This window comes from Alistipes onderdonkii (assembly GCF_025145285.1).
GTDB lineage: Bacteria > Bacteroidota > Bacteroidia > Bacteroidales > Rikenellaceae > Alistipes > Alistipes onderdonkii.
In genome coordinates, this window is sequence record NZ_CP102251.1 from 3,370,470 (window position 1) to 3,392,600 (window position 22,131).

General features: G+C 59.5%; 19 protein-coding genes. 7 read left to right on the forward strand and 12 right to left on the reverse strand.

Annotated elements, in window-relative coordinates:
- Positions 1-25 precede the first annotated feature (25 nt).
- Complete coding sequence (locus NQ559_RS13900; protein ID WP_083923891.1) at positions 26-1,480, forward strand: phosphodiester glycosidase family protein; 1,455 nt, start codon at positions 26-28, stop codon at positions 1,478-1,480.
- 133 nt (positions 1,481-1,613) lie between these two features.
- Here the strand turns inward: NQ559_RS13900 and hisIE are convergent, their stop codons facing one another.
- The 9 genes from hisIE to NQ559_RS13945 form a co-directional block, all read right to left on the reverse strand.
- Positions 1,614-2,234: a bifunctional phosphoribosyl-AMP cyclohydrolase/phosphoribosyl-ATP diphosphatase HisIE gene (gene hisIE, locus NQ559_RS13905; RefSeq protein WP_018697090.1), complete on the reverse strand. Its 621-nt coding sequence runs from the start codon at positions 2,232-2,234 to the stop codon at positions 1,614-1,616.
- Between the two features lie 5 nt (positions 2,235-2,239).
- Positions 2,240-2,992, reverse strand: a complete 753-nt coding sequence (gene hisF, locus NQ559_RS13910; protein ID WP_018697089.1) for an imidazole glycerol phosphate synthase subunit HisF — start codon at positions 2,990-2,992, stop codon at positions 2,240-2,242.
- On the reverse strand, positions 2,974-3,705 hold the full coding sequence (gene hisA, locus NQ559_RS13915) for a 1-(5-phosphoribosyl)-5-[(5-phosphoribosylamino)methylideneamino]imidazole-4-carboxamide isomerase (protein ID WP_018697088.1): 732 nt from the start codon (positions 3,703-3,705) through the stop codon (positions 2,974-2,976). Before hisA ends, hisF begins: the two co-directional genes overlap by 19 nt.
- A gap of 4 nt (positions 3,706-3,709) precedes the next feature.
- Positions 3,710-4,297 carry an imidazole glycerol phosphate synthase subunit HisH gene (hisH, locus tag NQ559_RS13920; protein WP_018697087.1) on the reverse strand — a complete coding sequence of 196 codons (588 nt, stop codon included), beginning with the start codon at positions 4,295-4,297 and terminating at the stop codon, positions 3,710-3,712.
- Positions 4,294-5,724 carry a histidinol-phosphatase gene (gene hisB, locus NQ559_RS13925; RefSeq protein WP_018697086.1) on the reverse strand — a complete coding sequence of 477 codons (1,431 nt, stop codon included), beginning with the start codon at positions 5,722-5,724 and terminating at the stop codon, positions 4,294-4,296. The genes hisH and hisB overlap by 4 nt, the downstream gene beginning before the upstream one ends.
- Positions 5,721-6,755 carry a histidinol-phosphate transaminase gene (gene hisC / locus NQ559_RS13930; RefSeq protein ID WP_018697085.1) on the reverse strand — a complete coding sequence of 345 codons (1,035 nt, stop codon included), beginning with the start codon at positions 6,753-6,755 and terminating at the stop codon, positions 5,721-5,723. The genes hisB and hisC overlap by 4 nt, the downstream gene beginning before the upstream one ends.
- Positions 6,752-8,047, reverse strand: a complete 1,296-nt coding sequence (hisD, locus tag NQ559_RS13935) for a histidinol dehydrogenase (RefSeq protein WP_018697084.1) — start codon at positions 8,045-8,047, stop codon at positions 6,752-6,754. Before hisD ends, hisC begins: the two co-directional genes overlap by 4 nt.
- A gap of 19 nt (positions 8,048-8,066) precedes the next feature.
- Positions 8,067-8,918, reverse strand: coding sequence for an ATP phosphoribosyltransferase (hisG, locus tag NQ559_RS13940; RefSeq protein ID WP_018697083.1), 852 nt, complete (start codon positions 8,916-8,918; stop codon positions 8,067-8,069).
- A 121-nt stretch (positions 8,919-9,039) separates the two neighbouring features.
- Positions 9,040-9,600 carry a hypothetical protein gene (locus NQ559_RS13945; protein ID WP_018697082.1) on the reverse strand — a complete coding sequence of 187 codons (561 nt, stop codon included), beginning with the start codon at positions 9,598-9,600 and terminating at the stop codon, positions 9,040-9,042.
- A 57-nt stretch (positions 9,601-9,657) separates the two neighbouring features.
- Here NQ559_RS13945 and NQ559_RS13950 point away from each other — a divergent pair, with 57 nt between their 5' ends.
- Positions 9,658-9,879, forward strand: coding sequence for a (4Fe-4S)-binding protein (locus tag NQ559_RS13950; RefSeq protein ID WP_026318608.1), 222 nt, complete (start codon positions 9,658-9,660; stop codon positions 9,877-9,879).
- Positions 9,880-10,145: 266 nt separating this feature from the next.
- Here NQ559_RS13950 and NQ559_RS13955 read toward each other — a convergent pair whose 3' ends face one another.
- Complete coding sequence (locus NQ559_RS13955) at positions 10,146-10,709, reverse strand: cupin domain-containing protein (protein WP_018697080.1); 564 nt, start codon at positions 10,707-10,709, stop codon at positions 10,146-10,148.
- A gap of 692 nt (positions 10,710-11,401) precedes the next feature.
- On the opposite strand from NQ559_RS13955, the gene NQ559_RS13960 reads away from it, so the two are divergent.
- The 5 genes from NQ559_RS13960 (at position 11,402) to NQ559_RS13980 (ending at position 15,415) form a co-directional block, all read left to right on the forward strand.
- Entirely contained in the window at positions 11,402-12,259 is an 858-nt protein-coding gene (locus NQ559_RS13960; protein WP_005681366.1) for a helix-turn-helix transcriptional regulator, read from the forward strand.
- 105 nt (positions 12,260-12,364) lie between these two features.
- Entirely contained in the window at positions 12,365-13,225 is an 861-nt protein-coding gene (locus NQ559_RS13965) for an RteC domain-containing protein (protein ID WP_004303821.1), read from the forward strand.
- Between the two features lie 398 nt (positions 13,226-13,623).
- Positions 13,624-13,935, forward strand: a complete 312-nt coding sequence (locus NQ559_RS13970; protein ID WP_004295488.1) for a helix-turn-helix domain-containing protein — start codon at positions 13,624-13,626, stop codon at positions 13,933-13,935.
- A gap of 3 nt (positions 13,936-13,938) precedes the next feature.
- The gene (locus tag NQ559_RS13975; RefSeq protein WP_004295487.1) at positions 13,939-14,265 is read left to right on the forward strand and encodes a helix-turn-helix domain-containing protein; all 327 of its coding nucleotides are present in this window, start codon (positions 13,939-13,941) and stop codon (positions 14,263-14,265) included.
- Positions 14,266-14,401: 136 nt separating this feature from the next.
- Positions 14,402-15,415: a PDDEXK nuclease domain-containing protein gene (locus NQ559_RS13980; protein WP_004295486.1), complete on the forward strand. Its 1,014-nt coding sequence runs from the start codon at positions 14,402-14,404 to the stop codon at positions 15,413-15,415.
- A gap of 63 nt (positions 15,416-15,478) precedes the next feature.
- Here NQ559_RS13980 and NQ559_RS13985 read toward each other — a convergent pair whose 3' ends face one another.
- Positions 15,479-21,601: a helicase-like domain-containing protein gene (locus NQ559_RS13985; protein WP_018697078.1), complete on the reverse strand. Its 6,123-nt coding sequence runs from the start codon at positions 21,599-21,601 to the stop codon at positions 15,479-15,481.
- The gene (locus NQ559_RS13990) at positions 21,588-22,037 is read right to left on the reverse strand and encodes a DUF1896 family protein (RefSeq protein ID WP_004295482.1); all 450 of its coding nucleotides are present in this window, start codon (positions 22,035-22,037) and stop codon (positions 21,588-21,590) included. The genes NQ559_RS13985 and NQ559_RS13990 overlap by 14 nt, the downstream gene beginning before the upstream one ends.
- Positions 22,038-22,131: the final 94 nt, after the last annotated feature.

Here is a 22,131-nt window from a genome sequence, read left to right on the forward strand (position 1 = left end):
ATTATTCAATCTAAAATACCTGATTATGAAAAAACTTTTTACCCCCCCCCTGTTGACTGCGCTGTTGTGCTGCATGGGTGCGTTTTTTATTGCATCGTGTTCGGACGACGATAAAAAATGGCCCTCGGAAGTTTCCCAGCCTTTCGTTTCCGTGACGGCTGCCGACGGCGACTCGACGATTTCCGCTGTTATTTCGGATGCCGACAAGACCATTACCTTCGGGGAGTTCCAGAACATGACCGACCTTTCCAAAGTGAAGGTTACGTTCGACATGACCTGGGGTGCGATCCTCAAAACGCCGGGCACGGCGACCGCCGAGGTCAACCTCACGTCTCCTTACAGCGTCGTCGTGAACGTGGGCTACCTCCACGAAGAAACCTACCTGATGTCGGCCAAGCCCAAGGATATCCCCAACCCGATCCTTTCGGCGAAGGTCGGGGACGAAGAGGCTGTCATCGCCGGCAACACCATCACGATCGCTTATAAGACGGGCATGAATGTCAATGCCATGGTATTCGACATCGAGCTGGTGCCGGGCGCTTCCCTGAAGTCCCCCGCCGACCGGACGTTCGACCTCGAATTCGCCGACGGGACGCTGGTGGTCACCTACGGCGGGACGGACTACACCTATGTCGTCAAACAGACCGGCTATACCGACCCCCTGTTGAGCCAGGGCTGGACGGACGAGACGGGAAGTTTCGGCACGCTGCCCAAATATATCAAGGTCTATAAGACCACGAAGCTGAACGGCGTCGACAATAATATCGCTTACATCGCCATCATGGGCCCGCAGTCGACGATGGGCGTTGTCGGCAACGGCTCCGATCTTAAGACGATTCAGGAGCTCGAAAGTTTGGACGGCAGCTGGAACGTATACCTGGTCGGTGTATCTTCTGCCGGTACCGCAGTTCAGACCATCATCCGTGACGGACAGTTCGTTCAGGATCCTCATGCCATCAATTCGTTCGCTACGATCGGACAGGATAACAACGGTGCTTACAAGATGGCCTGGTCGCAGAAGTTCGATGGTAAACTCTATGCATTCCCGTTCAGGGACGGCAGCAGTTTCACGGCTCGGGTTCAGAGTGACGGTACCGTGTGGGATGCAAAGACGGCCGTTTCCGGAATCCCGATGGTTTTGTGGAACGGGAATGTCCTGACCGAAGCGCAGACGATCTGCAACGACGGTAGTAACAGCGGTTGGTATGCCAACAATCCCGCGTATGCACGTGCTGCGGTCGGTGTCACGGCCCAGGGTAAGGTCTTCGCATTCTGCGGCCAGCAGGTCGAGGGCAGCGTCGGCGTTTCGATGCTCGACCTGGCCAAGGTCATGAAGGAGCTGGGCTGCGTCTCCGCCATGTCGTTCGAAGGCTCCAGTTCGCCCAACATGCGTGTCAACAAACATGAAACCGTACTCAACTCCAAGGCCGCCGAGGGCAAGGCCGAGAAGGGCATGCAGTGTGCATTGGTCTTTAAGTAACGGCGTGCTGCCGTCCGTTGGACGGCGGCATGGTGAATAAACGGGCCGGCATGTCGGAAGACATGCCGGCCTTTTCCATGCGCTGCGCCGTGGGGCTCATGTTCATTCTGCTCCCGGGCGGTGTGCCGTTTTTTCAGCTGTGGCGACGCGCCAGCTCCGCTTCGAGGTCGGCGATCGAGCATCCGGTGGCTTCGAGCAGCACCAGCAGGTGGTATATCAGGTCGGAGGCTTCGTAGACCATCGCCTCACGGTTGCCCGCCACGGCTTCGATCACGGTTTCCACGGCCTCTTCACCCACTTTCTGTGCGATCTTGTTCACGCCGCGGTCGAAGAGTTTGCTCGTGTAGGAGCCCTCGGGCATCTCGGCATGGCGCCTTTGGATGACGCCCTGGAGGTAGCGGATGAAACCTTCCGTCCCGGCGGCGGCCCCGTCGAAACAGCTCGCCGCCCCCGTGTGGCAGGTCGGGCCGTGGGGGATGGCGCGTATGAGGAGCGTGTCGTTGTCGCAGTCGGCGGTGACCGATACGATGTCGAGGTAGTTGCCGCTCGTTTCGCCTTTTGTCCAGAGGCGGCGGCGCGTGCGGCTGTAAAAGGTGACGCGGCCTTCGGCAAGGCTCTTTTCGTAAGCCTCCCGGTTCATGTAGCCGAGCATCAGCACCCGCAGGGTGCGCGCGTCCTGTATGATGGCGGGGATCAGTCCGTCGGCCTGCTTCGCGGCGTCGAGCGCCTCGAAGGGTTTTGCTGTGATTTCCATGGTGTCTATTGTCTTACGTTGATATTCAGCCGGCGCAATTCCCGTTTGAGCACGGGGATCGGGATTTCGTTGTAGTGGAAGATGCTTGCCGCGAGCGCCGCGTCGGCACGGCCGAGCGTCAGCACGTCGGCAATGTGCCGCACCGACCCTGCGCCGCCCGAGGCGATGATGGGGATGGGCAGCTCGGCCAGCCGTGCGAAGGTCTCGCACGGGTAGCCGTCGCGCGTGCCGTCGTGGTCCATCGAGGTGAAGAGCAGCTCGCCCGCGCCCCGCTGGCAGACTTCGTGCGCCCATGCGAAAAGCTCGCGGTCGGTCATGCGTTTGCCGCCGTGGGTCGTGACGCGCCATACGCCGTCGGTCATCCGCGCGTCGATGGCCGCGACGACGAACTGCGACCCGTATTTCGACGCGATGGCGTCGATCAGCGCAGGGTCGCGTACGGCGGCGCTGTTGACGGTGACCTTGTCCGCCCCGGCATCGAGCAGCCGCCCGGCGTCGGCGACCGATGCGATGCCTCCGCCCACGGTGAACGGGATGTCGATGCGTTCGGCGATTCGGGCGACCAGCTCCGTGAAGGTCTGTCGTCCCTCTTCCGTGGCGCTGATGTCGAGGTATACCAGTTCGTCGGCCCCTTCGGCGGCGTATTTCGCCCCCAGTTCCACCGGGTCGCCGACGTTGCGCAGCCCGACGAAGTTGATGCCCTTGACGGTCTGTCCCTCGCGGATGTCGAGGCAGGGGATTATGCGTTTGGCAAGCATCTTTTCAGTTCTTCGAGGGTGATACGTCCTTCGTAGAGGGCTTTGCCGACGATTACGCTGCGCAGCCCCGCGCCGTCGAGCGCCTCGATGTCGGTCATCGAGGCGATGCCGCCGCTCACGGTGATTTCCACCCCGGGGAACTGTCCCTGCAACCCAGCGTAGAATTCCGCCGAGGTGCCGCACAGCATCCCGTCGCGGGCGATGTCGGTGCAGATGACCTGCGCGAGCCCCTGCGGTGCGAAGCGGGCGATAAGCTCCTGCGCCGTCATCTCGGATCGCTCCGCCCATCCCTGTACGGCCACCGCGCCGTCGCGGATGTCGGCGCCCAGGATCAGCTTCCCGCCGCCGAATTCGGCGAGCCATTCGGCGAACGATTCCGGTTCGCGCACGGCGATGCTGCCGCAGATGGCGCGGCTGGCGCCTGCGTCGAATACGCTGCGCAGTGCCCCGCGGCTTTTGATTCCGCCGCCGTACTGTACTTCGAGCGTGGTTTTCGTCGCCACGCGTTCCAGCACGGCGAGGTTGCGGGGCTCCGACGCCTTGGCGCCGTCGAGGTCGACCATGTGCAGCCGGCGGATGCCCGCCTCTTCGAAGCGTTGCGCCGCTTCCAGCGGGTCGCGGTAGTAGGTCGTCCGGCGGCCGTAGTCGCCCTGCGTCAGGCGCACGCAGGCGCCGCCGATGATGTCCGTTGCGGGTATGATTTCGATTTTCATGTCATCAGAGTTTTAGGAAATTGCGCAGTATCCGCTCGCCCGCCCGCCCGCTCTTTTCGGGGTGGAACTGCGTGCCGAAGAAATTGCCGCGCCCCAGGGCGGCGCTGAATATCCCTCCGTAGTCGGTTTGGGCGATCGTGGCGTCGCACGCCTGTGCCGCGTAGGAGTGGACATAGTAGAGGTAGGTGCCTTCGCCGAGGCCGTCGAAAAGCGGGCTGCGGAGCCTGCCGACGGTGTCCCAGCCTACGTGGGGAATCTTCAGCGGATTTTCCCCGCCTCTCAGCCGCACGACGTGCGCCGGGAAGATGCCCAGGCAGCGGGTGTCTCCCTCCTCGCTGTCCAGGCACATCAGCTGCATGCCGATGCAGATGCCCAGTACGGGTTGCGTCAGGGTGGGGATGAGCGCATCCAGTCCCCGTTCGCGGAGTTTGGCCATTGCCGACGAGGCTTCGCCCACGCCCGGGAGGAGCACCCTGTCCGCCTGCCGCAGCACCGCGGCGTCGGACGTGACCGTAAATTCGGCGCCGATGCGCCGCAGGGCATTGGCTACCGAACGCAGGTTGCCCGTATCGTAATCCGTGATCGCTATCATAGTATGCCTTTGCTGCTGGGTATGTCGTATCCGAAGCCGGTGCGTGCCACGGCCATGCGCAGCGCACGCGCGAAAGCCTTGAAGATCGCCTCGGCCTTGTGGTGGTCGTTCCCGCCGCGCGCCGAAATCTGCAGGTTGCAGCGTGCCGCGCAGCAGAGCGAGTGGAAAAAGTGGCGGAACATCTCCGTCGGGACGTCCCCGACCCGCTCGCGGCGGAATTCGGCGTCCCATTCGAAGTCGATGCGCCCCCCGAAGTCGAGCAGTACCAGCGCCCGGCAGTCGTCCATCGGCAGTGCGAAGCCGTAGCGGCCGATGCCCGCCTTCGACCCCAGGGCGCGGTCGATGGCCTCGCCCAGCACGATCGCCACGTCTTCCATCGTGTGGTGTTCGTCGATGTCCAGGTCGCCGTGCGCCTCCACCGTGAGCGACACCCCGCCGTGGTGGGCGATCTGGGCCAGCATGTGATCCAGGAACCGCAGCCCGGTGGAAATCCCGTCGCCCGGGGCGCCGCCGCATCCCGCCGGGGAATACGGCGGGATGTCCGTGCCCGGTGTGCCGGGGCTGTCCGCCCGATTTCCCGGTGTGCCGTTCCCGGGGCTGCTTGACAGGCCGTTTTCCGAGGTTTCCGGCAGGGTGCCCGCTCCGGTTTCCTTTCCGCCGTTCCGTACAGCGCCACAGGTGCCGTACGCCGCATCGTCAGATGTGCCGTTCTTACTGCCAGCCGTATTTTCCGGTCTGCCTTCCGTCCCGTTTTCCGTCGTTCCGTTCTCCGCCATTTCGTTCTCCGCTGTCCCGCAGGTGCCGAAGCCCCGGCCGTCGAGGTCGAGCCGTACGGTGATTCGCGTTTCGCGCGTTTCGCGCGTCACGACGACCCGCCGTTCCCCGCGGCGGATGTATTCCGCGATCTCGGCCCACGAGTCCGTGATGAGCACGCATGCCTCTTCCGCGCCTGCTTCCCGCAGCATCCTGCGCCCCTCGGCGGCAGGCGCCAGGAGGATGCCCTTCGCCCCGAGGTTGCGCGCCAGCAGGATGTCGGTCGCCCGGTCGCCGACGACGTAGCTCGCCCCGAGGTCGTACGACCCGTCCGTGTAGCGGCCGAACATGCCCGTACGGGGTTTGCGCGTCGGGGCATCGTCGCTTTCGAACGTGCGGTCGATGAGCATGTCGTCGAACGCGACGCCTTCGCCTGCGAGCGTGCGCAGCATTTTTTCGTGCGGCGGCCGGAAATCCTCCTCCGGGAAGGCCTCCGTGCCCAGCCCGTCCTGGTTCGTCGCCATCACCAGTTCGAAATCCAGCCCCCGGAGCGTCCGGAGCGCCGAGATCGCACCGGGTATGAATTCCAGCTTTTCGAGGCTGTCGACCTGGTAATCTGCGGGCGGCTCCGCGATCACGGTGCCGTCGCGGTCTATGAAGAGCGCTTTTTTCATGGGCGGAAATTTTTGACGGTTTCCAACATGCGGTCGTTCTCCTCCGGGCGCCCGACCGTGATGCGCAGGCAGCCTTCGCAACCTGCGATCCGCGAACGGTTGCGGACGATGACCCCCGCTGCGACCAGCTCCCGGTACAACAGGTCGGGTGCCGCGGTTCTTACCAGCAGGAAGTTGCCTTCCGACGGGTAGACCTGCCCGATGCAGGAGCATGCCGCGAGTGCCGCCGCCAGGCGCGAGCGTTCGGCGCGGATCGCCGCCACCTCGGCCGAGATGTCCCTGCGGAGCGATTCCGCGACGGCCCGCTGCGTGAGCGTGTTGATGTTGTAAGGGTATTTCACCCGGCCGAATAGGCCGGCGATCTGCTCCGAGGCGAAAGCCAGTCCGAGCCTCAGCCCGGCCATGCCCCACGCCTTGGAGAGCGTCTGGAGGACGATCAGGTTCGGGAACTCGCCCAGCCGCGGCAGGAACCCGCCGCCGTCGGCGAAGTCGATGTAGGCTTCGTCCAGCACGACGATGCCGTCGAAGCGGCGGAGCAGGCTTTCGATCTCCTGCGCCGGGAACGCATTGCCCGTGGGGTTGTTGGGCGAGCAGAGCCACATCAGCTTCGTGCGCTCGTCGGCTGCCGCCAGCAGCGCCCCGACCGGGAGCGAGTAGCCGGCTCCCAGCGGCACTTCGCGCATCTGCACGTCGTTCGTCGCTGCCGCTACGCGGTACATCCCGTAGGTCGGGGCGATCGACACGGCGTTGTCCAGCCCCGGCCGGCAGAAGATCCGGAATGCGAGGTCGATGGCCTCGTCGCTGCCGTTGCCGATGAAGATCCGTCCGGCGTCCACGCCTTTCAGTTCCGCGATCAGGGCTTTCAGCGCCCGCTGGTGCGGGTCGGGGTAACGGTTAACGCCGTTGTCGTAGGGGCTTTCGTTGGCGTCGAGCCATACGTCGATCCCGCCGCCCGCATATTCGTCGCGGGCCGTGGAGTAGGGTTGCAGCGCCTGGATGTTGGGGCGCACCAACTGCGACAGCGGTTTCATAGTATCCCTCCTTTCATCCGGACGCGCACGGCGTTGGCGTGTGCGTCGAGCCCTTCGGCCTCGGCCATGGCCGTGATTGCGGGCGCCAGCGCGTCGAGCCCGTCGCGCGTCAGCTCCTGGAATGTGATCTTGCGCATGAAACTGTCGACGTTCACCCCGCTGCAGGCACGGGCCCAGCCGCCCGTGGGCAGCGTGTGGTTGGTGCCCGAGGCGTAGTCCCCGGCGCTTTCGGGCGAGTAATTGCCGATGAAGACGCTGCCCGCGGCCGTGATCTTGGCGGCGATGCCCCATGCGTCGCGCATCGAGACGATCAGGTGCTCCGGGGCATAGGCGTTGGCGAACGCAATCTGCTTGTATTCCTCGTCGAACAATACGATCCGGCTGTTGGCCAGCGAATTGCGGATCGCCTCGCCGCGGCTGAGGTACCGGATCTGCTCCTCGACGGCCCGGGTTACCTGCCGTGCGAAACGCTCCGTACGGCAGACCAGGATGGCCTGGCTGTCGTCCCCGTGCTCGGCCTGCGACAGCAGGTCGGCGGCGACGAATTCCGCCCGGGCGCTGTTGTCGGCCAGCACCATCACTTCCGAAGGGCCTGCCGGCAGGTCTACGGCCACGGCCTGGGCGCTTACCAGCTGCTTGGCGCGGGTGACGTACCGGTTTCCCGGGCCGAAGATTTTTTCGACGTGCGGGATGCTTTCCGTGCCGTAGGCCATGGCGGCCACGGCCTGCGCCCCGCCGACGGCGAAGATGCGGTCGACGCCGCACAGGTCGGCGGCGAAAAGCACCTCGGGGGCGATCTTCCCGCCGCGTCCGGCCGGGGTGCAGAGCACGACCTCGCCGCACCCGGCGATCCGGGCGGGCAGGGCGAGCATCAGCACCGTCGAGAAGAGCGGGGCGTTGCCGCCCGGGATGTAGAGCCCCACGCGGCCGATGGCTACGGCACGCTGCACGCACCGCACGCCGGGCATCACTTCGATGTCGACCTGCGGCGGGAGCTGGGCCCTGTGGAAGGCTTCGATATTGGACTTGGCGATCGCAAGCGCCGTCTTGAGCCGTTGCGGCACGGCTTTGGCCGCTTCGGTGCGCTGCCTGCGGGAAACCTCGAACCTCTCGGGGACGTAACCTTCGATGCGGGCCACGAGGTCGCGCAGCGCCTTGTCGCCGCCCGTGCGCACCTGTGAGAGGATGGCGGCGACCCGTTCCGTGATTTCGCCCTCCTGCCGCGTGCAGCGGGCCGTGAGGGCCGGCCATTCACGGCGCGGCGGGTTGTTGTGGATTTTCAGCATTTCCATATCCGGGTGTTTTTCGGGGTCAGCGGATCATGTTTTCGAGCGTCAGCACCAGGATGTCCTCCGCGCCGATCTCCTTGAGCCGTTCGATGCGTTCCCAGAGCTGGGATTCGCTGATCACGGCGTGTATCGAACACCATCCCTCCTGCGCCAGCGGCAGGATCGTGGGGCTGCGCATGCCGGGCAGGATGACGATCGCTTCCTGGAGTTTCTCCGCCGGGAGGTTCATCAGCACGTATTTCATGCCCCGGCTTTCGAGGATGGAGTTGAAGCGGAAGGTGAGCTGTGCCGTTTCACGGCGCTTCGCCTCGTCCATTTCCGGGTTGGCGATCAGCACCGCCTCGGAATAAAAGACCTTCTCGACTTCGACCAGCCCGTTCGAGATGAGCGTGCCGCCCGACGATACGATGTCGAAGATCGCATCGGACATCCCGACCGCCGGGGCGATCTCCACGGAACCCTCGATGGTGTGTATTTCGGCATCGATGCCCTTTTCGGCGAAGAACCGCGTGAGGATGTTGGGGTAGGAGGTGGCGACGCGCTTGCCGCGGAAATAATCCAGCCCTTCGTATGCCACCGTGCGTTCCACGGCCAGCGAGATGCGGCAGTTCCCGAACCCGAGATCCATCGCCTGCTCTACGCGGAATCCTTTCTCCGCCACTTCGTTCAGCCCCACGATGCCCAGGTCGGCGACGCCCATCGCCACGGCCTGCGGGATGTCGTCGTCGCGCAGGTAGAGCACTTCCAGCGGGAAGCCCCCGGCGCGCGAGATGAGTTTGCGTTTGCTTTCGGCGACGCGGATGCCCGCCTCGGAGAGCAGTTCGATGCTCTGTTCATTGAGTCGGCCCTTGGCCTGGATTGCGATTCTCAGCATTTTTGTCTCGTTTTTGGCACACCGCCCGCGGCATAAGCATCGAAAAAGCCCACCCGCAGGGGTGAGCTTCGTATATACTTTTGTTAAACTTTATGGTTTCGTTTACATGTGCATATCCGTCTTACCCCTTCGGAAAGTGGTGATGGTGATGATGGATATGGTGAAATATTGCCATGTATACTGTCGTTGGGACAAATGTATGTATTTTGTCCGAAAAAACAAAATTCCAAGTAAATTTTTTTAATATATTTCCAAAATCAACCCTGAACACCTTAGGCGTGATCTTCGCCTGTCCCTTGCGGCCTGTTTCCGGGGGCGGGCAATCGGTGTGGGGAGTTTGCAAAAATTGCACTCCCGGTATCCGGGTGTCTGCAATGCCGGCATCCGGGCCCTGCAGCCGGATCCGGTATCCGGGCTCGGGACGTCCGCAATGGCTGGTTCCTGCTTTCTGTCGCAGGCAATGCCTGCTGTCCGGGCTCCCGGCCGCCGCCGTGTCGGGTCTCACGATCACTGGCGCCGCCCGTCGCCCGGCAATCCTGCTTAGGCCGCTCTCCGGGATCTCGTGCTTTGGCTGCCGGCCCCGCCCGATACCCGGCGCGGCGGTGCCGTGTCCGGCAGGTGCGCCAGAAATGTATACTTTAAAACTGGTTTTGTTGACATATCCGCCGCCCTTTGCCTTCATCGTGTCCGTTTTTTTGCTATTTTTGCTTGCTGACGGACACACATGAACATTATTTATATGGAACAGGAAAAGAAACGTATCGAATATACCAACGGCGAGATCGTCGTGGTATGGCAGCCGCATCTCTGCATCCATGCGGGCGTATGTGTCAAGATGCTGCCGGAAGTTTACCGTCCCTCGGAGCGTCCGTGGGTGAAACTGGAGAATTCCACGACCGACAAGATCATTGCGCAGGTGGAGAAGTGCCCCTCGGGGGCGCTGTCTTACCGCAAGGCATGAAGCAGCGCGGTACCCCCGCTGCATGGAAAACCCCGGAACGCCTGTTCCGGGGTTTGTTTTCCCCGGGCGGGAAGTGTGGCTCCGGGGCTTGTTTTTACCTGTTGTTCGGGGGCGGCTGCTCCGGTTTTACCCATGCCCCTGCATCTGTGGTTTCGGGGGAGGACAGTCACGGTGTTCCGGTTTTACCCGTTGTCCCTGCTGCCGTGATTCCCGGGGGGGGCAGTTGCGGCGCTCCGGAGTAGGGGAGCGGGAGGGGAGTCCGGGGCTTATTCATCCGCTTCGCCGTATACCTCGCCGCGGAGTGCGTCGTCCGAATAGACGTGCAGGCTGTGCCCCGTGGGGCTCAGGCAGGTGATGCGGTGTATGTGGTTGTCGAAACATCCCGGCTTCCCGATTGCGAAGAATGCACACGGGGCTTCGACCTCGGCGCTGTGCACCGGACGTGCCGTGCCGTCGCCTGCGGGCTCGAAGATTTCGAGCCGGAACCTGCCGTCGGCGAAGTGGTAGCCTGCGAACTGCGGGTGGGCATGGATGCTCGTGCGGTTGCCCTCCTGCCAGCTCATCACGATCGCCTCCCATCCCGTTTCCGGCGATCGGCCCAGATAGGTGCGGCGGTAGGCGGTCGCGGAATAGTCGTCGAATGCCGTCAGCGGATGCCCCTCGAGCCAGCCGAGCACATAGCCCTGTATTCGCTCGCCCAATGCGTCGTCGACGGGTTTCCTGTCGGTGATCCCCGTCAACCCGGTGAAAAACTCCCCGTATTCGGCCGTGTTGGCCGAAGCCTCCTGCAAATCCTCCGCGAGTGTCGTCGCATGTCGTTCCTGTTTCATGGTGTTGTCTTTTTGGTGCAAAGATAGCTGGCCGCCCCGTGCAAACCTTCAGTAAAAATACTTATTCCTGCGCTGCGTGTCGGTTTCCTGGGTGTGCGGGCGCTGCGCGGCGTCTCTGCCGGGCGCCCTGCTTCCGGATCCTGACAACGTTGCCGCCCGCCAGCCGTCGCGCCATCGGATTGTTGCTGCCTTGCCTTTGCCCGGGCGGCCTTTCCGGTCGCTTTGCCGTTCGTTCTCCCGTTTACCCTGGCCGTTTTTTCCGGCACGGCCCCCGGGCGGGCGCAAGCCGTTCCCCGATGTCGTTTTTTACGGAAAAATGCCCTGCGGTTGCCGCCGTACAGCCTTTTTTCGTATATTTGATGTAGTCTGAAGGTATTTAATTGACTACAAATAGATTAAAAGAAACTCGCATGAGAATAGGCAACGGATAAGAAATTGGTAAAGTGCTTTGATACACTATATTTCTCATGCTGTCAAACAACTCTTATTTGTTTGCAAATATAATATTATTGCAGGTAAAAATCAAAAATAACGAGGTTTATTTTCATTTTTGCCTGCTGATATTTGTTCCGGATTGTCGGATGCGATATATTTGTAATTAGGATTCGTACCGTGTTCCAAGCGGTTCATAAGTAACGACTTGCGGAGCTTTGGCAACAAGGGGATGCGGCTCCGTTTTATAGAAATGACTTATGCAAACCGACTTATCCATTTACAACAGTCTTCGCCCTTCCTTTATAGAAGGCGTTCACGCCGTGAAGTTCAATGCTTTGTCGGCGGTCATATCGCGTTACCGGGATTATGCCCGCAGTTCCGAACAAATAAAAGCGTACTCGGGAGATTCTCTTCTGATGCGGGACATTGCCTCCTTGCTTGACGAAGCACCCCGTCCCATAACGGGGGAATACCAGGATTTCACCCCGTTCCTGCTTCTTCTGATGCTTTCGGAGGAGTTTCATGCCGTCCATTACGTCGAGCGTCTTGTAACGTGGTATTTCGGCTACTGTTGTGTCGATGAACTGCGGACGGTCTGCACCATTCTGTTCCAGTGTTCCTACCCGCATCACGACACGCTGCGGCTGCGGTTTAAGAATTACCTGCGTGAAGCCCGTAAGACATTGGGTATGCCCGTTGAATGTAACGCTGCTGTCATGCTGAAAATGCTCGACGCCTCTTATGAACATCTCACTCCCGCCGATGTCGGGGAGTTCGAGGAGCTGTTGCACCTGGGGGACGATTACGAGTTCATCTCCCGTGTCAAATCGAATTATCTTGCCTCGGATAACGTCACGGAACTCGCCGGGGTTTGCGGGTATTCCAGCACGATTACCTTCCGCCGGCGTTTCCAGCGGGTTTTCGGCTGCTCGGCCTCCTCGTGGTTACGTCAGCGCCGTATCGAACGTATCGGGGAGTTGCTGCGGACGACACACTACACGTTGCAGGAAATAGCCTACATGTGCGGTTTCTCCGCCCAATCCCACTTTACGGACTTTTGCAAGCGGAATATGGGGAGCAATCCCACTTCCATCCGCCAGGAAGGCCGGATCTGACATTAAAATCGGCCTCGTGATAAAAAAACGAAGAGAAAGATAAAAATCGTAATCCGCCGGTTTTTCGATTCGCTAACTTTATACGCGAAAGTAACAAGACGGATTATGATTGCATTTATAGAAAAATTAAACAGCGAAGTCCTGCGGAGTATCGAACGTATCGAATCGCGGGATACCGACGTGTTGAAAAAGTCGCTTGAAGCGTCACGTGTCCTGGGAGAAGCGTTCGACCGTTTGAAACAATATATCATCGGCTACCGTTTTCAAAACGATGACGAGGAAATAAAGTTCTTCAAAGAAATCAAACCCCGTCTTTTTTGCCGTCTGATCTATTACCGCAAGCTCTACAATATCGAGATGAACCGTCCGGTAGGAAGTATCGAGGCACAACGGGAGTACCTGGACGCCCATGTTCGGGCCATCAACGCGTACACGCAGAAACGCCTTGACTTTATCCGCTATTTCCGCAGCGGCGCTACACACCTGGACAGCCTCTATTTCCTGCGCGGGCAGACCGACACGGAGCAATACCTGGAAACCTTCTACTATGAACTCGACCCGCAGTTTTCGACAAACGCGGATTTCAAGGTGGCGAAAATCCTGGCCAACGATATGTTGTCGGTTTATCTTATGGGCGAATTGGAATCACTGGAGAGCACGAACCTCCGGAACATGGTTCTGCCATTGTCTGACGTGCGTCCGACATGGCAGGACTCGAAGACGGATCTGACGGAACTTATTTACCTGCTCGACAGTAAAGGCTGTTTCGGCAATGTGCCACTCACGCAACTTGCCAGCTACATTTCCAACGCTTTCAACGTACACCTCGACATGAACCTTTCGAGGACATTCTGCGATATGAAAATCCGAAACAACCCGACACCGTGGCTTGACAAGGCGAAAGAGGCCCTGCTTAAACGTATGCAGACGTGGAAGCGAAACAAGAAAAACGGCAATTCCGAGTAGAATATGAACCGGTAAAGCACTCTATTCCTTATAGAAACACTGATAATCAGCGTTGTATATAACAAAAGAACCGAGGTCGGTTTTCCCCCGTAACTCTCGAAAGGAACTTTCCCGAACGCCCGTATTTGCACCCGTATAAGGAGCCGATACGGGTGTTCCGTTGTAGCCCCGTCCGGATTAGAACACCGTTAAGCGTTGAATCACAGTATTCTATCGCATTTCTGCCCATAAAAATACCGAGTACGGGCCGCGGATTTCGGTAAAAAACACTGCCTTCTTCACCGCATGAACCGTTGAGAATCAGTTCACTGCAAATTATCAAAAAAAAGTCGTACCGACCTCGTTTTAAGCTGTCCATATAAGCCCGACCTTTGTAACAGACTAAAAAACAAAGGAGTATGAAAATCATAGTGATCGGTTCGCGAGCCTATAACGAGCTTGTCGGGCGTATAGAGAAAATAGAGGCTGCAATCGCCTCTCTCCCTGAAAAGGGGCGTGCATGGAATAAGGAGTATATAAACGACGAATGGATGGACGGCGAGCAGGTCTGCCGTTACCTGGGTATCAGCGGGCGTACCCTTCAACGCCTCCGCTCGGATCACGTGATCACCTATTCGGCCATCAACCGGAAGCTGTATTATTCCCTCACGGAAATCCGCCGTGTGCTGAAGGAGCGTTCCGTGCGGCGCAAGAACCAACCAAAGGAGTAGGCCATGTTTCTGGACAAGGAATATTTCGACGGATGGATGCAGCGGCTCTCGGAACGGCTGGAACGTATCGAGAAGCTGTGCGCGGGGGACGTGGAGCAACCGCTTTCCATCCTGCCTGACGGGGAGCGTCTTCTGGACAATTACGACCTGTGCCGTATGCTCAATATCAGCAAGCGCACACTCCAGCGTTACCGCACCTCGGGAGAGCTGCCTTACGAGATGATCTATCACAAGACCTTCTACCGGGAATCGGACGTCCTGCGGTTCATCGAGCGTAACTTCAGTAATTTCCGCAAGCTGAAAAAGGATCGTCCTGCCGGTTCCGGTTAGGCCCTGTCCCGAGAGTCCGGCGTCATGGAAAAACGCGGAGATACATGGAATAAGGCACGACAAGGCGGTACAACCGCTCGATATTTGCCGTAAAATCAGTATGTTTGCTGAATGAAGCCTATATAATAATGAAGCAATGAAAGAAACTGATAAAATATATCCTGCCGACAAAGGGGAGGAAGAGCTGCTGCATAATGTGCGCCATATCTTGCAGGAAGCGCGCGCGAAGGTGATACATCATGTCAATTCGACCCTCGTGAGGGCTTACTGGCAGGTAGGGAAATACATAGTGGAGTACGAGCAGCAGGGAACCGACCGTGCCGGATATGGCAAGGCTGTCATCAACACCCTTTCCAGGCGGCTCGTGGCGGAGTTCGGAAACGGGTTCACGGCCACCAACCTGCGGTACATGAGGCAGTTTTACCAGTGCTACCCGAAATATCACACGCTGTGTGATAAATTGAGCTGGTCGCATTGCCGCACGCTTCTCAAGGTGTCGGGCGATGCCGCCCGTGATTTTTACCTGCACGAGTGCGTCAAGGAAAACTGGAGTGTCCGGCAGCTCGACCGCCAAATCAACACGCTTTTCTATGACCGCCTGCTGGCCAGCCGAGACAAGAAAGCTGTGAAAGAGGAGATTTCCCGTACCGAACCCGGACGTGTCGAACCCAAAGAGATCATCCGCGACCCGTATATCCTGGAGTTTCTCGGTATCCCGCAGGGAGAGCATTTTCTGGAAACCGATCTGGAGCAACTGCTCATCAGCCGCTTGCAGCGCTTGATGCTCGAACTCGGGAAAGGCTTCGCCTTCGTCGCGCGACAGAAGCGTATCTCCTTCGATGACAAGCATTTCTACATCGACCTGGTCTTTTACAATTACCTGGCCCGTTGTTTCGTTTTAATAGACCTTAAATCCGGGGAGCTGACCCATCAGGATTTGGGGCAGATGCAGATGTATGTCAATTACTACACCCGTGAGTTGATGAATCCCGGGGATAACCCTCCGGTGGGTATCGTCCTCTGCGCGGAGAAAAACGACGCGGTCGTCCGTTATACGCTGCCCGAAGATGAAAAGCAGGTCTTCGCCGCCCAGTACATGACCTATCTTCCCACGCAGGAGGAGCTGCAAACACTCTTGCAGGAAGTGTGACGACAACGCTCACGGACATATGAAAAAAGCCGATGGAAATCTGTACTTCCGTCGGCTTTTCGTTTACATCTTGATCCCTTTCTTCGCAGGGCCGTTCTCCGGCGGGCTGCCCACGCCCGCGATCACGATGCGCCCCCCGGAGGCGTCGGCAATCTGCCGCAGCCGGGAAGGAATACGGGCCGCCGTGTTGTCTTCCTTCGGGAGCTCTTCCGCCGTGTCATGCCGTTCCCGGCACACGTCGTTATCCTCCTCCGCCTCCTTTCCCTCGCTCTCTTCTATCGGTTTGAGGCTTTGCTGTATCCTGCGGTCTATTTCCGTCAGGTCAGCTTTCAGGGCCGTCAGTTCGGGCTCCTTGCGCCAGGAACTTTCCACCACTTCCCGCAGGACGGGAATATCTTTCTCCAGTTCCTCATTCTTTTTCCGGAATTTCTCCAGTGTCGGCTCGATGGTCGCGAGCGCGTGGATGAAGTTCATCGCCGCCAGTCGCGGGTCGGAGGCGATATTCCCGTAGTTATACTGGTATAGATAATCCCCTTCACCCCGGACATAAAAACGGTTCTGCACCAGGTCGAGCCCGTCTTTCCCGGTCGTTTCGCTCTGGACGAGCAGCTCGAACCCGTAGAGGCTCCCGATGGGTTCGAGCCTGTCGAGCGTGCGTGCCGTTTCGGCGATATGGTTGAGCTGTTTCCCGATGAGCTTGGGGTCGGAGGTTTCCAGCCCGTTCAGTTTCACGGGATTGCGGTACGAGCCGTCCTCGTTGAACTCGACGCGGGCCTTGAAGTGTTCCAGATCCTTGCCGATACGCCGTATCAGGTCGTTGTTCTTCTCTATCTTCTCCGTGATCTGCTCCAGCTTGTAGCGGCTCGATGATTTGCCGCGCACGAATGCCTGGCGTTCGCTTTCGAGCGTGGCAATCTTCTTCTCCAGGCGGGCTTTGTCCAGCAGGTCTGTATTTCCCGAGAGGACGGCGACATACTCGGAAAAATTCATGCCGCTCTTTTCGTCGATGGCCCCCTCGTCGATGGTACGGCTTCCCATGTTGTTGGTCTTGAGCTGGCGGATGAACAGTTGCTTGTTGTGCAACAGCCCGAACTTGTAGGCGTCGAGCGACTTCTCGACGGCGTATAATATCACGTCCACCTTGTTGTCGGCATGGAGTTTGGCGATCTCGTTCCCGGTGCGTATTCCCCGCCCGTCGCGCTGCTCCAGGTCGCTGGGACGCCAGGGGCAGTCCAGGTGGTGTATCGCCACGCAGCGTTTCTGCGCGTTCACTCCCGTCCCGAGCATCTCGGTCGATCCGAAGAGTACGCGGATTTTTCCGGTGTTCATACCGGCGATCATCTCCTTGCGCGCTTTTTCCGAGGTCGCCTCCTGGATGAACCGCACCTCGCTTTGGGGTATGCCGTAATCCTCCGCGAGTTTACGCCGTATCTCGGAATAGACGTTCCACCCCGCTCCGGGTTTGTAGGTTCCCAGGTCGGAGAATACGAACTGCGTACCTTTGTACGCCTCGAAACGGCGGTAGTAACCGGCAATCATACGGGCGCAGTGGCTCGCCTTGTTGTCCACGTGGTCGCTGTATAGTTCGGGGTCTATCATACGCATATCGAGCGACATCTTGCGGGCGTAGTCTGTGGCAATGAGCATTTTCGCCTTTTCCTCCCGCTCCGAGAGCGGCAGGCGGCCCAGGAGCGTGGCATCGCCCGATTTGGCGAACTGCACCAGTCGTTCTATGAACTCCGTCTGCTGGGGTGTCGGCGGGATATTGTGCAATATCTCGTTCTTTTGCGGTCGGTCGATCCCTATATCCTCCGCCGAGCGGTAATCTGTAATCTCGGAGTAGAACATGGCCAGTTCGGGAACCTTGATGAAATATCGGAACCGTTCTTTCTGCACGACCTCGTTGGTCACGGAAAACTCGTAGTCGATGGTTTTCTTGGCAAATATGGCCGCCCAGGCATCGAAGGTGCGGATATTCTGACGCTCCAGCTCCTTCGGGCGCAGGTACTTGAAAAGCAGGTACAGTTCCGTGAGCGAGTTGGAGATGGTCGTTCCCGAGAGGAACGTCGCCCCCAGGTCGCGGCCCGTGCGCTGCTGTATGGTACGCAGCGCGAAAAGCATGTTGAGCGCCCGCTGCGACCCCTCGGGATTTCCGAGGCCCGCCACCCGGTCATGCCGGGTCGTGAAAGTCAGGTTCTTGAATTTATGGCTCTCGTCCACGTAGAGGTGGTCGATACCCATGAGGCGGAAGTCCACGGCGTCGTCCTTGCGTGTTTCCAGCGCGTGCGCCACCTTCTGCAACTTGGCTTCCAGGTTGGCCTTGCGTTTCTGACACCCTTTCATCATGGCGCGGGAAACGTCCCTGCCTTGTGCTTTGAGCACTTCGAGGTTCTCCTCCACACAGTCCAGCTCGGCCTGCAATATCTCCTGCTGTATCTCCGGAGACTGGGGTATCATGCCGAACTGTTCGTGCGAGAGGATCACGGCGTCCCAGTCGTTGTTGCGTATCTCCCGGAAGATGCGCTCACGCTTCCGGGGCGTGAAATCCTCCTTGCCCGGGTAGAGGACTTTGGCCATCGGGTAAGCGGTACAGAACGTCCGGGCTATTTCATGGATGTTGGCTTTCAGCCCGATAATCATGGGTTTATTGGCCAGCCCGAGGCGTTTCTTCTCGTAGGCCCCGCAGCACATGATGAGGGTCTTTCCGCCGCCCACCTCGTGGTCGATTATCCCGCCGCCGAGCAGTTTGTCCATCCATATCGCGTCCTTCTGGCTGTCATACAGATTGTCTATTCCCAGCCCCTTGAGGTCGAGGTCGGGGAATTCCTGGTGCGTCCCGTCGTACTTCGGGCGCACGTAACAGTTGAAAGTACGGTTATAGAGGTCTGTCAGGCGGTCTTTGAAGTCGGACGACTGCTCGCGCAGCCATTCGGGGAAAGCACCCCGGATCTCGTCTATCTTGCTGTTGGCGAGCTGTATGGCCTCCCCGTCACGCACTTTGACCTCCCGCCGTTCGCCGTCCACCCATTTGAGGACGGTCTTGGTGATGTCGGGCGAAGTGTTTTGCAGGGCGTGTTTCAAAAGGTGCAGGCCGTTGTACTTACGGGTCTGCGCGCTGACGGCATACTGCTCCGTGATCTTCACGTTCGTCGCTTCCGCCTTCACGCCGTACTCGTCCAGGTTGGAGGCGAAGGTGATCTTCACCTCCGTATCGAAGAGCGAGGAGGCGAAACGCTCGTAAACACCTTTTGGAATCCACCGTTCGCCCAGGTTGAAGTCCAGGTCGTCGAAAGCGATGGGTTTGGGCGTCGCCTCGCGCAGAGCCTCCAGCGATTCCCGGGCCGGGGCGTGGTCGGGATTCTCCCGCAGGAACGCCTCGATCCGTTCGGCTTTCCCGATGACATTGCCGGCGATGAACTTGTCGGCAACCTCGTAGCCGTCCGTTTCCGGGTTGTAATAGATACGTCCTTTCAGTTCCCCGAGTATTCCCTCCACGGTAGTTCCCGTGAGCGAGGCCATGTAGTGCGGTTCCACCCGGCCGTACTTGTTCAGGCTGGCCACAAGGGCCTCCGAAGCGTCGTCGGCGTGCGTGATCTCATCGGGATTGAAGGCCACGGGACGCTCGAAGATGTCGGCTTTGCGTGCCTTGCCGTCGATGTAACGCTCCAGCGATAGAATCTCCGTCCCCCGCGCGTCCATCTTGATCAGGTCGAGGTTGCGTTTGTCATTGAGCCGTCCGAAGCGTTCGGTGAAATTGTCGTAAAGCCGGTTGAGCATCTCCCGCAGGGCGGGGTTCGCCGTCAGCGTTTCCGCCTCGTTGTTATAAAGGTGGTAATAGGCATCGCGTATCTCGATATACATGGAGGCTTTCGTCCGTTGTGCAGGCGTGAGTTCCAGCGGGTGGAACATGGGTTGCAGGGATTCAATCCCCCGCAGGTAGCCGACCCGGTTTTGTCCGTCCGTGACGAGTGTCCCTTCGCGGAAATAGGGGGCGACCTCACCCTCGAACGGGCGGGGTTTCATATCCGCCTCCCGTATCTGCGGCATTTCTTTACCGGGTTCTTCCTCCTCCGGATTGTCCGGCGTGTCGAACAGGCTGCCCGTTCTCGGCGTACCGGCGGCTTGTTTCCGTCTGTCTTTCGGGGCTTCCGTCGGGGGGCGTACCGCCTGCCGTTCCCGCTGTTCCGGGGTTTCCTGCTGCCGGGCGTTTTGCCGGCGCAATTCCGCCCTCCGTTCCGGGGTAAGCGACATCATCATCTCGTAAAAGCCGTTGATCGGCGGGTTGTCCTCCCAGTTCAGGGAGGCATACAAGTCTTCGGGATCACGCTCCGGTGGCGTCGTTTTCGGCATTTCGCTCTTCTGTTCCTCCGGAGAGGAGGCCGGGGCGAATAACGAGGGTTGCCGGGGCGTCTTCCGCTTTGCTCCCCGGCGGCTGTTCCTTTTCTTGGATATACCGAGTTCTGCCTGCCGCCGCTCCTCGGCGCTGAAGCCGAACAGATCGTAGAGCGTCAGCAACGGTTCCTGCTGCACGTTTACCGGTTCGGCAGCTTGGGTGGCAGGTACGGGAGCCGCCGTTTCCACCATGTCGAAAAGCGACCCGGCGAAGCCCTCCCGCGGTTTCGGTTCCGTTGTTCCGCCCACGTGCTGCACGGGAGTATCCGCCATGCCGAAATCTTCGGGTTTCGGCGGGTGCTGCTCCCACAAGCGATTCTCCCGCTCTTTCGACCAGGCCCCGAAGTCGGCCAGATCCTCTCCGGTCGGTTCTCCGGCGGGAGTGGCGGCAGAATCCGGTAACGCTTGTCCGGGTTTGTTTTCGATTCGGGTAATCTCCCCGGTTTCGGTATCGACATGGTAGCCCTGCGCCGCCATTTCGGCGACGACGCGGCGTTTTTCCTCCTCTTCCCGCTGCTGCTGAAGGTTACGGGCGTCGGCTATAATCTCCTTGACGATTTCTCCGGCAAGGCGGGGCTCGTGTCTTTCGGCACGCTGGCGTTCCGCCTGACGGGGACGGGACAATTCCCGCTCCGGTGTACCGGGTGTCTGTTCCGGAGCATGTTCCAGGCAATAACTCTCGTTGAAATGCCGGTTGAAATCCTCTGAGAGCATACGCCGCATCTCCCGGTCGATGCCGTCCACGCCCTCCGCGTGGGTGAACTCCATCGCCGGTTTGCCGTAGGGGTCTTTGCCTACTTTGGCCTCGGTATGGATCACCCTGTCGAACGACTGGAAAAGGTTGTTTATCCGGATGCCGTTCGACAGCTTGCGGGATTCGATGAAATCCCGCTGCCGTTCGGACAGTTCCCCCGTGGCGGCTTTCTTTTGCAGGATAACCAGGTCGCTGCCGACCTCCGTCCCCGCGTGTTCTGTAAAGAGGTTGTTCGGCAGCCGGATGGCCGATACGGGCTCGCAGCGGTTCATCAGCCACTCGCGCACGGGGCGTCCCTGCTCGGCGTTCAATACTCCCTGCGAGGTGATGAATGCCACCAGGCCGCCCTCGCGTACCATATCGACGGACTTCATGAAAAAATAGTTGTGCAGCGCCCGTGTGCCTTGCCGCCGCACGGGGTCGGTATGGGTGGAGAAGAACGGGTCGAAGAGCGCCACGTCCCCGAAAGGGATGTTGCTCACGGCCACGTCGTAGTAACCGGCGTATTTGGGTTCGATACGTTCGAATCCCTGTACCCGCACCCGTTTTTCGGGGTGCAGGTGCTTCAGGATCAACCCCGTGGCGGGGTCTTTCTCGAAGCAGGTGATCTCCGCGTAGGGGTCGTGGAAATCCACGGCATTGACGAAAACCCCCGTTCCCGCGCTGGGGTCAAGAATACGTTGGGGGGCGATCCGCGTATCCCATATCGCCTCCACGATGGCGTCTGCCACTTTCGGGGGCGTGTAAAAAGCCGTCAGGACGGAGTTCTTGATCCCGTCCATGTAGCGCTTGTATTCCCGTTCGTCGGGGGTGTTCGCCCTGATGACCTCTTGCAACTCGGCCACGAGCGTTGCCATGCCGTCCTTGTCCGGTTTCCCGGTGGGGTTTTCCAGCACTTCCTTGATGGCGCCGAAGCCGCTGTATGCGCCGAGTGTCCTTTCTTCTTCGGGAGTCGGCGCCCGCCGTTCCCTGTCGAGCGTGAAGGCCGTCTTCAGCGCGTCGATATTCTGGCGGAGGTGGGTTTTCTTATTGAATGCCATCTTCGAGAAGTATTTGGACGGTTCCCGTCAGTTCGGTATAGAACAGTTCATAGTCGGGCGTGTCGGCGAAGTCGTCCGTGAGGTCGTACTTCTCCAGCACCCCGCGGCAGAGGGGCAGCAGGCGTAGAGCCGCCTGCCGGGCGGTATCCTCGGGAATCTCCGCCTCGAATTCCCTCCAGAGGATGTTTACCAGCGTGTTGTAGGGTGAAAAGTGCAGTCCGCGGCAGAGTTCCTCGCGGGCAATTTCTTCGGCCTCGATGTGGTTGCAGCCCGAACGGATCGCCTCGCTGTACGCTTGGGCGGCGCTGTCGGCCCGCTCGGCGATGAACTCACTTTCGGCGATGAGTTCCGGGTGGCTGTCCTTGAGGTAGGATAGTAACGAAAGTCCGTAATAGGACAATTCCCCCGTGGGGGTATGGTGTTGCTTGTCTGGCATGATAAGAATTTTTAGTGGTCGTTGATAATCGGGGAAGAGAAAGGCGCCCCGGGTTCCCACCCGAAGCGCCGACCACTGAAAAAATCCTTATCAA

What these genes read in the sequence shown, in the direction of transcription:
- NQ559_RS13900 (WP_083923891.1), top strand. Translation starts at nt 26, where the DNA reads ATGAAAAAACTTTTTACCCCCCCCCTGTTGACTGCGCTGTTGTGCTGC.
- hisIE (WP_018697090.1), bottom strand. Translation starts at nt 2,234, where the DNA reads ATGGAAATCACAGCAAAACCCTTCGAGGCGCTCGACGCCGCGAAGCAG.
- hisF (WP_018697089.1), bottom strand. Translation starts at nt 2,992, where the DNA reads ATGCTTGCCAAACGCATAATCCCCTGCCTCGACATCCGCGAGGGACAG.
- hisA (WP_018697088.1), bottom strand. Translation starts at nt 3,705, where the DNA reads ATGAAAATCGAAATCATACCCGCAACGGACATCATCGGCGGCGCCTGC.
- hisH (WP_018697087.1), bottom strand. Translation starts at nt 4,297, where the DNA reads ATGATAGCGATCACGGATTACGATACGGGCAACCTGCGTTCGGTAGCC.
- hisB (WP_018697086.1), bottom strand. Translation starts at nt 5,724, where the DNA reads ATGAAAAAAGCGCTCTTCATAGACCGCGACGGCACCGTGATCGCGGAG.
- hisC (WP_018697085.1), bottom strand. Translation starts at nt 6,755, where the DNA reads ATGAAACCGCTGTCGCAGTTGGTGCGCCCCAACATCCAGGCGCTGCAA.
- hisD (WP_018697084.1), bottom strand. Translation starts at nt 8,047, where the DNA reads ATGGAAATGCTGAAAATCCACAACAACCCGCCGCGCCGTGAATGGCCG.
- hisG (WP_018697083.1), bottom strand. Translation starts at nt 8,918, where the DNA reads ATGCTGAGAATCGCAATCCAGGCCAAGGGCCGACTCAATGAACAGAGC.
- NQ559_RS13945 (WP_018697082.1), bottom strand. Translation starts at nt 9,600, where the DNA reads ATGAAGGCAAAGGGCGGCGGATATGTCAACAAAACCAGTTTTAAAGTA.
- NQ559_RS13950 (WP_026318608.1), top strand. Translation starts at nt 9,658, where the DNA reads ATGGAACAGGAAAAGAAACGTATCGAATATACCAACGGCGAGATCGTC.
- NQ559_RS13955 (WP_018697080.1), bottom strand. Translation starts at nt 10,709, where the DNA reads ATGAAACAGGAACGACATGCGACGACACTCGCGGAGGATTTGCAGGAG.
- NQ559_RS13960 (WP_005681366.1), top strand. Translation starts at nt 11,402, where the DNA reads ATGCAAACCGACTTATCCATTTACAACAGTCTTCGCCCTTCCTTTATA.
- NQ559_RS13965 (WP_004303821.1), top strand. Translation starts at nt 12,365, where the DNA reads ATGATTGCATTTATAGAAAAATTAAACAGCGAAGTCCTGCGGAGTATC.
- NQ559_RS13970 (WP_004295488.1), top strand. Translation starts at nt 13,624, where the DNA reads ATGAAAATCATAGTGATCGGTTCGCGAGCCTATAACGAGCTTGTCGGG.
- NQ559_RS13975 (WP_004295487.1), top strand. Translation starts at nt 13,939, where the DNA reads ATGTTTCTGGACAAGGAATATTTCGACGGATGGATGCAGCGGCTCTCG.
- NQ559_RS13980 (WP_004295486.1), top strand. Translation starts at nt 14,402, where the DNA reads ATGAAAGAAACTGATAAAATATATCCTGCCGACAAAGGGGAGGAAGAG.
- NQ559_RS13985 (WP_018697078.1), bottom strand. Translation starts at nt 21,601, where the DNA reads ATGGCATTCAATAAGAAAACCCACCTCCGCCAGAATATCGACGCGCTG.
- NQ559_RS13990 (WP_004295482.1), bottom strand. Translation starts at nt 22,037, where the DNA reads ATGCCAGACAAGCAACACCATACCCCCACGGGGGAATTGTCCTATTAC.